Here is a 14,432-nt window from a genome sequence, read left to right as displayed (position 1 = left end):
ATACGGGCGTAGTTCAAGGGTAGAATAGCGGTCTCCAAAACCGTTGATGGGGGTTCGAATCCCTCCGCCCGTGCAAAAAAAACATATCTAAAATGGCAAAAATAGTTAATTACATAACAGAATCATTTGAAGAATTAAAATCAAATGTGACTTGGCCAGTTTGGGCTGAGGTGCAACGTCTAACAATTATTGTTGCTGTTTTTTCAGTATTATTTGCCTTAGCAACTTGGGGTGTAGATGAGTTTTTTGCAAAAGCATTAGCTGGATTTTTTAATTGGATAAAAGCTTAATTTTTGTGATGACAGATAATAATGTGAAAAAATGGTATGTAGTTCGTGCAGTAAGCGGACAAGAGAATAAAGTTAAAGCTTATATTGAAACCGAAATTTCTAGATTAGGAATGGAGGATTACGTTTCTCAAGTTTTAGTTCCTACAGAAAAAGTAGTTTCTGTAAAAGACGGAAAGAAATTAGTTAAAGAGAAAGTTTATTTTCCAGGATATGTAATGATCGAAGCTAACTTAGTCGGAGAAGTGCCTCATATCATAAAATCAATAACTAGTGTTATTGGTTTTTTGGGTGAAACTAAAGGAGGAGAGCCTGTTCCGCTTCGATTATCAGAAGTAAATAGAATGTTAGGTAAAGTAGATGAGTTGGCTGTTAATACAGATAACCATGCAATTCCTTTCAACGTAGGAGAAACAATTAAGGTCATTGATGGACCTTTTAATGGTTTTAACGGTACCGTTGAAAAAATAAACGATGAAAAGCGTAAACTAGAAGTAATGGTTAAGATTTTTGGAAGAAAAACACCATTGGAGCTAAGTTTTATGCAAGTTGAAAAAGTATAATTTTTGTTACATTACCTATAATATCCATTACAATCGCTTCCAAATGATTGTAATGTTAAATTTTTAAAAAAATGGCTAAAGAAATTAGTAAAGTAGTTAAACTACAAGTTAAGGGAGGTGCTGCGAATCCGTCGCCACCGGTTGGACCTGCTTTAGGAGCTGCTGGGGTAAACATCATGGAGTTTTGCAAGCAATTTAATGCTAGAACTCAAGATAAACCCGGCAAAATATGCCCAGTACAAATTACTGTGTATAAAGACAAATCATTTGATTTTGTTATTAAAACTCCTCCTGCAGCCGTTCAGCTATTGGAAGCTGCGAAGCTTAAATCTGGTTCTGGTGAGCCTAATCGTAAAAAAGTAGCTAGTGTTACTTGGGAACAAATTAGAGCTATTGCTGAAGACAAAATGCCTGACTTAAATGCATTCACTATGGAGTCTGCAATGAGTATGGTTGCTGGAACAGCTAGATCTATGGGTATAACTGTATCAGGAGACGCTCCTTTTTAATTAAGAGAAAGAAATGGCAAAATTGACAAAAAAACAAAAAGAGGCTAGCTCAAAAATTGAGAAGAATAAATTATACTCTTTGAAAGATGCTGCGGCATTAATTAAAGTAGTTGCTTCTGCAAAATTTGATGAGTCTGTTGATATCGCAGTACGTTTGGGTGTAGATCCAAGAAAAGCGAATCAAATGGTAAGAGGTGTAGTAACATTGCCTCACGGAACAGGTAAAGATGTTAAAGTATTAGCATTAGTTACTCCAGATAAAGAAGCGGAAGCTAAAGAAGCTGGTGCAGACTATGTAGGTCTTGACGAGTATTTACAAAAAATAAAAGACGGTTGGACAGATGTTGATGTGATCATCACTATGCCAAGTGTTATGGGTAAATTAGGACCATTAGGACGTATTTTAGGACCTAGAGGTTTAATGCCTAACCCTAAAACAGGTACTGTGACTATGGATGTTGCAAAAGCTGTTCAAGAGGTTAAAGCTGGTAAAATCGATTTTAAAGTTGATAAAACTGGTATTGTACATGCAGGAATTGGTAAGGTTTCATTTGGAACAGAACAAATTTTTGAGAATGCACAAGAAATTATTCAAACATTAATCAAACTTAAGCCAACTGCTGCTAAAGGTACTTATATCAAAAGTATTTACCTTACAAGTACAATGAGTCCTGCTATTGCATTAGACCCAAAAGCAGTATAATTGGTAGTTAATAATTTTTAGTATGACTAGAGAAGAAAAATCAATCGCGATTGAAAATTTAACTGCACAGTTAGCTGGTACAAATATTGTTTACATAGCAGATATTTCTGGACTGAATGCAGATACAACTTCAAAATTAAGAAGAGCTTGTTTTAAGGCTGGGATCAAATTAGAAGTAGTTAAAAACACGTTGCTTGCAAAAGCAATGGAGGTTTCTGAAAATGAGTATGGTGATTTACCTACAATTTTAACAGGAAATAGTGCCATCTTTATAGCCGAGGTTGCTAATGCACCAGGTAAGATAATTAAAGATTTCCGTAAAAAATCTCACTTACCTCTTTTAAAAGGAGCTTATGTGAATTCTGAAATTTATATTGGAGACGATCAATTAGATATGTTGTCTACCATTAAATCTAAAGAAGAACTTCTTGGAGAGCTTATTGGATTGCTTCAATCACCAGCTCAAAGAATTATCGCTGCACTTCAAAACAAGTTTGCTGGTCAAGAGCAAGAAGAAACTGAAGAAGCATAATAGCAACCAAATTATTTTTGGTTGGTGTTACTTACAACGCGCACAATAAACAAAATATATTTTACAAATCATTTTAAACGATAGAAAAAATGGCAGATTTGAAACAATTCGCAGAACAATTAGTTAACTTAACTGTAAAAGAAGTTAATGAATTAGCAACAATATTAAAAGACGAGTACGGAATTGAGCCAGCTGCTGCAGCTGTAGTAGTTTCTGCAGGTGGTGGAGAAGCTGCTGAAGAAGCTCAAACAGAATTTACAGTGGTATTGAAAGAAGCTGGAGCTTCTAAATTAGCAGTTGTGAAAATGGTTAAAGAACTTACAGGTTTAGGTCTTAAAGAAGCTAAAGATGTAGTGGATAGCGCTCCTTCTAATGTTAAAGAAGGTGTTTCTAAAGAAGAGGCTGAAGGTCTTAAAAAATCTTTAGAAGAAGCTGGAGCTGTTGTTGAATTAAAATAATTCTAACATAGTTTGAAATAAGGTTTAGGTCTAGGGTTTAACCACCCAAAGACCTAAACCATTTTTCGTATAAAGAAAGTCTATCTAGTTTTGCAACAAAAATAGCCTTTAAACCTAATACATTTTACCCATTACGAGGAAAAAAAATTAACAGATAATAAGAAAGTAGTTATCCTAAATTGGTTTTTAAAGATGTAACGGCGTAAAATTTTCGTATGAATGCAATTATTTGTACACAAAAAATTACTTTTATAATCAAAATTTTGTCCATTGATGATAACAAATCAGACTGAAAGATTGAATTTTGCCTCTACTAAAAATATCCCGAATTATCCAGACTTTCTAGATGTTCAGGTTAAATCTTTTCAAGATTTTTTTCAACTAGAAACTAAATCTGATGAAAGAGGCAATGAAGGACTTTATAATACCTTCATGGAAAACTTTCCAATTACAGATACAAGAAACAACTTTGTATTGGAGTTCCTTGACTACTTTGTAGACCCACCACGGTATACTATTCAAGAATGTATAGAAAGAGGTCTAACCCATAGTGTGCCTTTAAAAGCAAGATTAAAGCTATATTGTACAGATCCAGAACACGAAGATTTTGAAACGATTGTTCAAGACGTATATCTTGGTACAATTCCTTATATGACTCCAAGTGGTACTTTTGTTATCAATGGTGCTGAACGTGTTGTTGTTTCACAACTACATAGATCTCCAGGGGTTTTCTTTGGACAGTCTTTCCATGCAAATGGAACAAAATTGTATTCTGCTAGAGTAATTCCTTTTAAGGGTTCTTGGATAGAATTTTCTACAGATATTAATAGCGTAATGTATGCTTATATTGATAGAAAGAAAAAATTACCTGTAACTACTTTATTTCGTGCCATTGGTTTTGAAAGAGACAAGGATATCCTTGAAATTTTTGACCTTGCAGAAGAAATTAAAGTATCTAAAACAGGACTTAAAAAATATATCGGTAGAAAACTAGCTGCTCGTGTTTTAAATACATGGCACGAAGATTTTGTGGATGAAGATACTGGTGAAGTAGTTTCTATCGAACGTAACGAAATAATCCTTGATAGAGATACCATTATTGACAAAGATAATGTAGAAGAAATCATTGATTCTAACGTTAAATCTATTTTGTTACATAAAGAAGATGCTAATCAAGCAGATTATGCCATCATTCATAACACGTTACAAAAAGATCCAACCAATTCTGAGAAAGAAGCTGTTGAGCATATTTATAGACAATTGCGTAACGCAGAACCGCCTGATGAGGAAACTGCACGTGGAATTATTGATAAATTATTCTTCTCAGACCAACGTTATAACTTAGGAGAGGTAGGTCGATATAGAATGAATAAAAAATTACAGTTAGATATTCCGATGGAAAAGCAAGTGCTTACCAAAGAAGATATCATAACTATAGTTAAATATTTGATTGAATTGATCAATGCTAAAGCAGATATTGATGATATTGATCACCTATCCAATCGTCGTGTTAGAACGGTAGGAGAACAATTGTCACAACAATTTGGTGTTGGTTTAGCGCGTATGGCTAGAACCATTAGAGAGCGTATGAACGTTAGAGATAACGAAGTCTTTACGCCAATTGATTTGATTAATGCCAAAACATTATCATCGGTTATCAACTCTTTCTTTGGTACTAACCAATTGTCTCAGTTTATGGATCAAACCAATCCATTAGCAGAGATCACGCACAAGAGAAGATTATCTGCCCTTGGACCAGGAGGACTTTCAAGAGAAAGAGCTGGATTTGAGGTTCGTGACGTTCACTATACGCACTACGGACGTTTGTGTCCTATCGAAACACCAGAGGGGCCAAACATTGGTTTGATCTCTTCTCTTGGAGTTTATGCTAAGGTTAACGGCATGGGTTTCATTGAAACACCTTATCGTAAAGTAACCAATGGTGTTGTAGATTTAGAATCTACCCCTGTTTACTTAAGCGCCGAAGAAGAAGAAGGGATGCTTATCTCGCAAGCAAATATTGAGATGGATAATTCTGGTAAAATTACTGCCGAAAACGTAATTGCGCGTATGGAAGGTGATTTCCCGGTAATTGATCCAGAAAAAGTAGATTATGCCGATGTGGCACCAAATCAAATTGCCTCTATTTCTGCTTCATTGATTCCTTTCTTGGAACATGATGATGCCAATAGAGCCTTGATGGGATCTAACATGATGCGTCAGGCTGTACCATTGATTCGTCCTGAAGCTCCAATTGTTGGAACTGGTTTAGAGCGTCAAGTAGCTTCGGATTCTAGAGTATTGATTAATGCAGAAGGAGATGGAACCGTAGAATATGTAGATGCTAATATCATCACCATCAAATACGATCGTTCAGAAGAAGAAAGAATGGTTAGTTTTGAATCGGATGAAAAAACATACAATCTAATTAAATTTAGAAAAACCAATCAAGGTACAAGCATTAACCTAAAACCTATTGTAAGAAAAGGGGATAGAGTGGTTCTTGGACAAGTATTATCCGAAGGATATGCTACTCAAAATGGAGAGCTTGCCTTAGGGCGTAACCTTAAAGTGGCGTTTATGCCATGGAAAGGATATAACTTTGAGGATGCGATTGTAATTTCTGAAAAAGTAGTTCGTGACGATATTTTTACGTCTATTCACGTGGATGACTATTCACTGGAAGTTAGAGACACAAAATTAGGTAACGAAGAACTTACAAATGATATACCTAACGTTTCTGAAGAGGCTACAAAAGACTTGGATGAAAACGGAATGATTAGAATTGGTGCCGAGGTAAAACCTGGGGATATTCTAATTGGAAAAATTACTCCAAAAGGAGAATCAGATCCTACTCCAGAAGAGAAGTTGCTTCGTGCAATCTTTGGAGATAAAGCCGGAGATGTAAAAGATGCTTCTTTGAAAGCGTCTCCATCTTTACATGGTGTTGTTCTGGATAAAAAATTATTTGCAAGAGCCGTAAAAGACAAACGCAAACGTACCCAAGACAAAGATGCTTTAGGTGCTCTAGAAATGGAATTTGAAACTAAATTTGTAGAATTAAAAGACAAATTAGTTGAAAAACTTTTCTTGATCGTTAACGGTAAGACCTCTCAAGGTGTAATGAATGATTTGGGTGAAGAAGTATTACCAAAAGGTAAAAAATACACTCAAAAGATGCTTTATGCTGTGGAAGATTTTGCCCACTTAAGCAAGGGACAATGGGTAGCAGATGATGCAACTAATAAAATGGTTAATGAATTAATTCATAACTATAAAATTAAGTTGAACGACTTGCAAGGTTCTTTACGTAGAGAAAAATTCACCATTACTGTTGGAGATGAATTGCCAGCAGGAATCTTGAAATTAGCAAAAGTATACATTGCTAAAAAACGTAAGTTGAAAGTAGGGGATAAAATGGCTGGACGTCACGGTAACAAAGGTATTGTTGCTCGTATTGTTCGTCACGAAGACATGCCTTTCCTTGAAGACGGAACTCCTGTTGATATTGTATTGAATCCACTTGGAGTACCTTCTCGTATGAATATTGGTCAAATTTATGAAACGGTATTAGGATGGGCTGGAATGAACTTGGGTAGAAAATTTGCTACGCCAATTTTTGATGGTGCTTCTTTGGACCAAATTAATGAATTGACTGACGAGGCTGGAATACCACGCTTTGGACATACCCATCTTTATGATGGAGGTACAGGAGAACGTTTCCATCAAGCAGCAACCGTTGGTGTGATCTATATGTTAAAATTAGGACACATGGTGGATGATAAGATGCACGCACGTTCTATCGGACCATACTCATTGATTACGCAACAACCACTTGGTGGTAAGGCGCAATTTGGAGGGCAGCGTTTTGGAGAGATGGAAGTTTGGGCATTGGAGGCTTATGGAGCATCCAGTACTCTTAGAGAAATCCTAACTGTGAAGTCGGATGATGTTATTGGTAGAGCCAAAACATACGAAGCAATTGTTAAAGGAGAAACTATGCCAGAACCAGGATTGCCAGAATCATTCAATGTATTAATGCATGAATTGAAAGGTTTAGGATTAGACATCAGATTAGAAGAATAAGCATATTTATAAGTTTTCAGCCTTGATTTTTTCAGGGCTGAATTCTCATTTTTAAGAGTTTTTAAGATTTATACCCGTAAATCGTTCCGATTTTTTAAAAACAAAAGAGCGTTTTTAACTAGCACTTCAAAAAAAGTTTGAAGTTTAGAGAAGTAACCCGAGGTAGTGTTTGAGTCAACTAGCCAATCAAAGTTTTAAGTCCAAGTTGACTTTAGGTTTTTAAACTTTTGACCAAATCAAGAATCAATTTTTTAATTGCAAATAAATCAATAGTAAAAACTATGATGAATAATAGAAATAATAATAAAGATAAAAATCCTGTAAAAAGATTTAATAAAATATCCATTGGATTAGCATCCCCAGAATCTATCTTAAAAGAATCTAGAGGAGAGGTTTTAAAACCAGAAACAATTAACTACCGTACGCACAAACCAGAGCGTGACGGTCTTTTTTGTGAAAGAATATTTGGACCTGTTAAGGATTTTGAATGTGCTTGTGGAAAATACAAAAGAATACGTTACAAAGGTATTATTTGTGACCGTTGTGGTGTTGAAGTTACGGAGAAAAAAGTACGTAGAGATAGAGTTGGTCACATCAATCTAGTGGTGCCTATTGCTCATATCTGGTATTTCCGTTCGCTTCCTAACAAAATTGGTTATATCCTTGGGCTTCCATCTAAGAAATTAGACATGATCATTTACTACGAAAGATACGTAGTGATCCAAGCAGGTATTGCCAAAAATGCAGATGGCGAATCAGTACAAAGATTGGATTTCTTAACAGAAGAGGAATATTTGAATATCTTAGATACGCTTCCTGCAGATAACCAATATTTAGACGATTTTGATCCTAACAAATTTGTTGCCAAAATGGGAGCAGAGTGTATTATGGATTTATTAGCGCGTATTGATTTAGACCAATTGTCTTACCAATTGCGTCACTCGGCCAATAACGAAACCTCTAAACAACGTAAAACAGAAGCTTTAAAAAGATTGCAAGTTGTGGAATCTTTCCGTGAGTCTAACTTGAACCGCGAAAACCGTCCAGAATGGATGATTATGAAAGTGGTTCCGGTTATCCCACCAGAATTGCGTCCGCTTGTGCCATTGGATGGAGGTCGTTTTGCAACTTCAGATTTAAATGACTTATACCGTCGTGTTATCATCCGTAACAACCGTTTGAAAAGATTAATGGAGATCAAAGCTCCAGAAGTTATCTTAAGAAACGAGAAACGTATGTTGCAAGAATCGGTAGATTCCTTATTTGATAATACCAGAAAAGCATCTGCTGTTAAAACAGAATCCAACAGACCATTAAAATCATTGTCAGATTCCCTTAAAGGGAAGCAAGGACGTTTCCGTCAAAATTTACTTGGAAAACGTGTGGATTATTCTGCTCGTTCGGTAATTGTTGTTGGACCTGAATTGAAATTGTTTGAATGTGGTATCCCTAAGGATATGGCCGCCGAATTGTACAAACCTTTTGTAATCCGTAAATTGATTGAAAGAGGTATTGTTAAAACGGTAAAATCAGCCAAAAAAATAATAGACAAAAAAGAGCCAGTAGTTTGGGATATTCTTGAAAATGTAATTAAAGGACACCCAATATTGCTGAATCGTGCTCCTACTTTGCACAGACTTGGTATCCAGGCATTCCAGCCAAAATTAATTGAAGGAAAAGCAATCCAATTGCACCCATTAGTTTGTACGGCATTTAATGCGGATTTTGATGGGGATCAAATGGCAGTTCACTTGCCATTAGGACCAGAAGCGATCCTTGAAGCACAATTATTAATGTTGGCTTCACACAATATTTTGAATCCTGCAAATGGTGCTCCAATTACGGTACCGTCTCAGGATATGGTCTTGGGTCTATATTATATGACCAAAGAAAGATTGACTACTCCAGATAAGAAAATTTTAGGTCAGGATTTGACTTTCTATTCTGCTGAAGAAGTAAATATTGCATTAAACGAAGGAAGATTAGAATTGAATGCTAGAGTGAGAATTAGAGCAAAAGATTTTAACGACGCTGGAGAATTAGTGTTTAAAATTATACAAACCACTGCAGGACGGGTATTATTTAATGAAGTAGTACCAGAAGCAGCTGGATATATCAATGATGTATTAACTAAGAAAAACCTTAGAGATATTATCGGTCACGTATTAAATTCAACAAGCGTTCCAGAAACGGCAGCCTTCTTGGATAATATGAAAGATATGGGGTATAAATTTGCCTTTAGAGGAGGGTTATCTTTCTCATTAGGAGATATTAGAATTCCGGATCAAAAACCAAAATTAATTGCTGATGCCAGAGAGCAAGTAGAAGGAATTTCTGCAAACTACAACATGGGTCTTATTACCAATAACGAACGTTACAACCAAGTTATTGATGTATGGACTTCGGCAAATGCACAATTAACAGAGTTGGCAATGAAAAACATTAGAGAAGACCAACAAGGTTTCAACTCTGTGTATATGATGCTTGACTCTGGGGCGAGGGGTTCTAAGGAACAAATTCGTCAGTTAACTGGTATGCGTGGATTGATGGCCAAGCCAAAAAAATCTACCGCTGGTGGTGGAGAAATTATTGAAAACCCGATTCTTTCCAACTTTAAAGAAGGTCTTTCTATCCTTGAGTATTTTATTTCTACTCACGGTGCGCGTAAAGGACTTGCGGATACTGCCTTAAAAACAGCCGATGCAGGATATTTAACCAGAAGACTACACGATGTTTCGCAAGATGTTATTGTTAATATTGAAGACTGTGGCACATTGCGAGGTGTTGAAGTATCGGCATTAAAAAAGAACGAAGAAATTGTAGAATCATTAGGAGAAAGAATTTTAGGACGTGTTGCATTGCAAGACGTAATTAATCCGTTGACCAATGAAGTTCTAATAAAATCTGGAGAACAAATCACCGAAGCAATAATGAAAGTTATTGAAGCCTCTCCAATTGAGAGAGTAGAGGTACGTTCTCCTCTAGTTTGTGAAGCACCAAAAGGAATTTGTGCAAAATGTTATGGTAGAAACTTAGCTACCGGCAAAATGACCCAAAGAGGGGAAGCAGTTGGAGTAATTGCAGCCCAATCTATTGGAGAGCCAGGTACTCAGTTAACCTTACGTACCTTCCACGTTGGAGGGGTTGCGGGTGGAATTTCTGAGGAGTCTAGCATTATTACTAAATTTAATGGTAAACTAGAAATTGAGGATTTAAAAACCGTTAAAGGAGAAGATGGTGAAGGTAACGCAGTAGATATTGTAGTTTCTCGTTCTACAGAATTAAAATTAATAGACGAAAAAACAGGTATTTTACTAAACACACACAACATACCTTACGGTTCCAGTATTTTTGTAAAAGACGGACAATCCGTTGCACAAGGAGATGTTATCTGTAAATGGGATCCGTATAATGGAGTTATTGTTTCGGAGTTTACTGGTAAAATTGCTTACGAAGATTTAGAACAAGGACAATCGTTCATGGTTGAAATTGATGAGCAAACCGGTTTCCAAGAAAAAGTAATTTCGGAGGCAAGAGCTAAAAAATTAATTCCAACTTTATTAGTTTACGGTAAAGATGATGAGTTAATACGTTCGTATAACTTACCGGTTGGAGCCCACTTAATGGTTGAAAACGGAGAGAAAATTAAAGCAGGTAAAGTATTGGTAAAAATTCCGCGTCGTTCTTCTAAATCAGGAGATATTACAGGAGGTTTACCACGAATTACAGAGCTTTTAGAGGCGCGTAATCCTTCTAACCCAGCAGTAGTTTCTGAGATTGATGGTGTGGTTTCTTTTGGTAAAATTAAAAGAGGTAACCGTGAGATTGTAATCGAATCTAAATTTGGAGACATCCGAAAATACTTAGTAAAACTTTCTAGCCAAATTTTGGTACAAGAGAATGACTTTGTACGTGCTGGTGTTCCTTTATCCGATGGAGCAATCACCCCAGAGGATATTTTAAGAATTAAAGGACCTGCTGCTGTACAACAGTATTTAGTAAATGAGATTCAAGAAGTATACCGTTTGCAAGGAGTAAAAATTAATGACAAACACTTTGAGGTAGTAATACGTCAAATGATGCGTAAAGTAAGAGTACAAGACCCAGGAGACACCTTATTCTTAGAAGATCAATTAATACACACCAAAGATTTTATTGTTGAAAACGATAAATTATACGGAATGAAAGTAATTGAAGACGCTGGAGATTCTGTTAACCTAAAAGAAGGGCAAATTATTTCTCCACGCGAATTGCGTGATGAAAACTCTTTACTAAAACGTAATGATAAAAACATTGTTGTAGCACGTGATGTAATCACAGCAACAGGAACTCCTGTATTGCAGGGTATTACTAGAGCTTCGCTACAAACAAAATCATTTATCTCAGCGGCTTCTTTCCAAGAAACGACCAAGGTATTAAATGAAGCTGCAGTTGCAGGTAAAATTGATTACTTAGAAGGCTTGAAAGAAAATGTAATTGTAGGACACAGAATTCCTGCAGGAACAGGGATGAGAGAATATGATAATGCAATTGTTGGTTCTAAAGAAGATTACAACGATATGATGGCTAATAAAGAAGAATATATTTACTAAAAACATGAGTAACTCAAATCAACAAGATCAAATTAATATAGAATTAGATGAGAAAACTGCGGAAGGAATTTATTCTAACCTAGCCATTATCAACCATTCTTCTTCCGAGTTTGTTCTGGATTTTGTAAGCATCATGCCAGGTATTCCTAAGGCTAAAGTAAAATCAAGAATTGTCTTGACCCCACAACATGCCAAAAGATTGTTAAAGGCCATAGGAGAGAATATCCATCGTTTTGAAATTGCCCATGGCGAGATTAAAGACACGGAACAAACTCCCATACCACTCAATTTTGGTCCCACCGGACAAGCATAGTTATACATTAAGAAACCGCCTCAATACTTTTGAGGCGGTTTTTTTTATTAGAACACTAGTGTTTTAGAGCTTTTCAAAGATTATTCTGTAGTAGATAGGATAGCTTAATGTATTTTCTAAAAATATTTTTTAAATAGCTTGCCCTAATGACCAAAGTATAGTGTAACTTTGTCCCAATAAAAAGAAAAGAACTTTCTTATAATTAAGGCTTTATGAATGGTATTATTCCAACAAAGATTAAAAAATCACTACTTTTTGGGTTGGTTATTTTCGGGTTTCTATTGTTCTCTGGGTCTGCATTTGGTCAAGTTCAAGAACAAAATACCCTCTGGACTACAAATGGTGCGTTGGTTATAGAGCAGGAGTTCCAGACAGAAACAAGCAAAGCCTCCAAAAATATGGAATTTGTATTGTGGTTTATGGGGTCTTCACAAAAACCGCACAATCCGTATTCAGCACCAGGAACCTTAAGTACTAAAAAACAAATTATCAGCTCTGGAATTTATCTCAATAGGCTATTAACTAAGGCTTTTTTAAAAAAGGCAGTAAATCATGAAATAGCTTTGACATAATCCCAGCAGTCCATAAAAGAATACACATAAAAAAAACGCTAACTTACTTTAGATTAGCGTTTTTTTTATGCTTATAGTTGTATTTTATTCAAACTCCGAGGTGAAAAACAAGTGTACACTTGGGTATTTGTTTTGTGTCATTTGAATGGTAAAGTCAGAATCTGCAAGAAATACCAATTGCCCGTATTTATCTTTGGCCAAAAATTTCTGTTTAATTCGTTTAAACTCCTTAAATTCTTCATTTTTAGGATCGCTCGGTTTTACCCAACAAGCCTTATGTACCGGAAAGTTTTCATAAGTACATTTTGCACCATATTCATGTTCCAATCGGTACTGAATAACTTCGTATTGGAGGGCTCCAACGGTACCAATTATTTTTCGGTTATTCATCTCAAGTGTGAACAACTGTGCTACCCCTTCGTCCATTAATTGGTCTACTCCTTTATCTAGTTGCTTGGCTTTTAAAGGATCTGCATTATTGATGTATCTAAAATGTTCTGGAGAAAAACTTGGAATCCCTTTAAAGCTCATGATTTCGCCCTCGGTTAGTGTATCTCCAATTTTAAAGTTTCCGGTATCATGAAGTCCAACAATATCTCCAGGGTAAGAAATATCTACAATTTCTTTCTTTTCGGCAAAAAAGGCATTCGGACTAGAAAATTTTAGATTCTTTTTTAATTTAACGTGGTAGTAGGGTTTGTTTCTTTCAAAAGTTCCAGAAACAATTTTGATAAAAGCCAACCGGTCTCGGTGTTTTGGGTCCATATTGGCGTGGATTTTAAACACAAATCCAGTCATTTTTTCTTCGGTAGGATCCACTAATCTGGTTTCCGATTCTTTAGGTCTTGGAGATGGCGCAATGGCCACAAAACAGTCTAAAAGCTCTCTAACTCCAAAATTATTTAAGGCAGACCCAAAAAATACAGGCTGTAATTTGCCGTCTAAGTAATCTTGTTGGTTAAACTTTGGATAGACTTCGTCAATTAACTCCAATTCTTCTCGTAGAGTAGCAGCAGGTTTTTGTCCGATTATTTTTTCCAATTCTGGATTTTGTACCTCCGAGAAAGCAATAGTTTCTTCTATATTTTTACGATTATCTCCGCTAAATAAGTTGATGTTTTGTTCCCATAAGTTATAGATTCCTTGAAAATCATACCCCATTCCGATAGGAAAACTCAAAGGAGTAACCGTTAGACCCAGTTTTTGTTCCACTTCGTCCATAAGGTCAAAAGCATCTTTACCCTCTCGGTCCATCTTATTAATGAAAACAATTATGGGTATTTTTCGCATTCTACACACCGATACTAACTTCTCAGTTTGCTCCTCAACTCCTTTTGCTACATCAATAACTACAATAACACTATCTACTGCCGTAAGGGTTCTAAAGGTGTCTTCGGCAAAATCTTTATGCCCAGGCGTATCCAGAATATTGATTTTTTTGTCTTTATAATTAAATGCCAGAACCGAGGTAGAAACCGAAATCCCTCTTTGGCGTTCAATTTCCATAAAATCACTCGTGGCTCCTTTTTTAATTTTATTGTTTTTGACCGCACCAGCCTCTTGAATGGCACCACCAAAAAGCAGTAGTTTTTCTGTAAGGGTAGTTTTACCGGCATCTGGATGCGATATAATTCCGAAAGTTCTTCTTCTTTGTATTTCTTTTAAAAAGCTCATATTTATTGTAAATAGTTTGCAAAAGTACTATTTATAAACGCTAATTAAAAAAATGTAGCCGTATTTATAAAAACCAAACCTTAAAGTCTCCAATTTTTTTTGCAAGCATTTTAAAAGTGGTAATGCCTCGTTTTTTTTTGAAG

At 35.8% G+C, this 14,432-nt stretch carries 11 protein-coding genes and 1 tRNA gene; 11 read left to right on the top strand and 1 reads right to left on the bottom strand.

What is annotated here, in order from left to right:
- Nucleotides 1-2 precede the first annotated feature (2 nt).
- The 11 genes from LB076_RS00165 (at nt 3) to LB076_RS00115 (ending at nt 12,615) form a co-directional block, all read left to right on the top strand.
- A tRNA-Trp gene (locus LB076_RS00165) sits at nt 3-73 on the top strand.
- A gap of 19 nt (nt 74-92) precedes the next feature.
- Complete coding sequence (secE, locus tag LB076_RS00160; RefSeq protein ID WP_066332623.1) at nt 93-290, top strand: preprotein translocase subunit SecE; 198 nt, start codon at nt 93-95, stop codon at nt 288-290.
- A gap of 8 nt (nt 291-298) precedes the next feature.
- Nucleotides 299-850: a transcription termination/antitermination protein NusG gene (nusG, locus tag LB076_RS00155; RefSeq protein WP_066332761.1), complete on the top strand. Its 552-nt coding sequence runs from the start codon at nt 299-301 to the stop codon at nt 848-850.
- 71 nt (nt 851-921) lie between these two features.
- Nucleotides 922-1,359: a 50S ribosomal protein L11 gene (gene rplK, locus LB076_RS00150; RefSeq protein ID WP_026708576.1), complete on the top strand. Its 438-nt coding sequence runs from the start codon at nt 922-924 to the stop codon at nt 1,357-1,359.
- 13 nt (nt 1,360-1,372) lie between these two features.
- A complete protein-coding gene (gene rplA, locus LB076_RS00145) occupies nt 1,373-2,062 on the top strand; it encodes a 50S ribosomal protein L1 (RefSeq protein ID WP_066332620.1) in 690 nt (229 codons plus the stop codon).
- Between the two features lie 22 nt (nt 2,063-2,084).
- Nucleotides 2,085-2,594, top strand: coding sequence for a 50S ribosomal protein L10 (gene rplJ / locus LB076_RS00140; RefSeq protein ID WP_066332618.1), 510 nt, complete (start codon nt 2,085-2,087; stop codon nt 2,592-2,594).
- Between the two features lie 89 nt (nt 2,595-2,683).
- Entirely contained in the window at nt 2,684-3,052 is a 369-nt protein-coding gene (rplL, locus tag LB076_RS00135) for a 50S ribosomal protein L7/L12 (protein ID WP_026708579.1), read from the top strand.
- A gap of 273 nt (nt 3,053-3,325) precedes the next feature.
- The gene (rpoB, locus tag LB076_RS00130) at nt 3,326-7,138 is read left to right on the top strand and encodes a DNA-directed RNA polymerase subunit beta (RefSeq protein WP_066332616.1); all 3,813 of its coding nucleotides are present in this window, start codon (nt 3,326-3,328) and stop codon (nt 7,136-7,138) included.
- Nucleotides 7,139-7,419: 281 nt separating this feature from the next.
- Nucleotides 7,420-11,730: a DNA-directed RNA polymerase subunit beta' gene (gene rpoC, locus LB076_RS00125; protein WP_066332615.1), complete on the top strand. Its 4,311-nt coding sequence runs from the start codon at nt 7,420-7,422 to the stop codon at nt 11,728-11,730.
- Between the two features lie 4 nt (nt 11,731-11,734).
- Nucleotides 11,735-12,043 carry a DUF3467 domain-containing protein gene (locus LB076_RS00120; protein ID WP_066332614.1) on the top strand — a complete coding sequence of 103 codons (309 nt, stop codon included), beginning with the start codon at nt 11,735-11,737 and terminating at the stop codon, nt 12,041-12,043.
- 212 nt (nt 12,044-12,255) lie between these two features.
- Nucleotides 12,256-12,615, top strand: a complete 360-nt coding sequence (locus tag LB076_RS00115; RefSeq protein WP_066332611.1) for a hypothetical protein — start codon at nt 12,256-12,258, stop codon at nt 12,613-12,615.
- An 84-nt stretch (nt 12,616-12,699) separates the two neighbouring features.
- Here the strand turns inward: LB076_RS00115 and LB076_RS00110 are convergent, their stop codons facing one another.
- Nucleotides 12,700-14,289, bottom strand: coding sequence for a peptide chain release factor 3 (locus LB076_RS00110; protein ID WP_066332610.1), 1,590 nt, complete (start codon nt 14,287-14,289; stop codon nt 12,700-12,702).
- Between the last annotated feature and the right edge of the window lie 143 nt (nt 14,290-14,432).

It is taken from the genome of Flavobacterium crassostreae (assembly GCF_001831475.1).
Classification (GTDB): domain Bacteria; phylum Bacteroidota; class Bacteroidia; order Flavobacteriales; family Flavobacteriaceae; genus Flavobacterium; species Flavobacterium crassostreae.
Note: the sequence above shows the minus strand (reverse complement) of the source record. Positions and strands in the feature narration are given on the sequence as shown.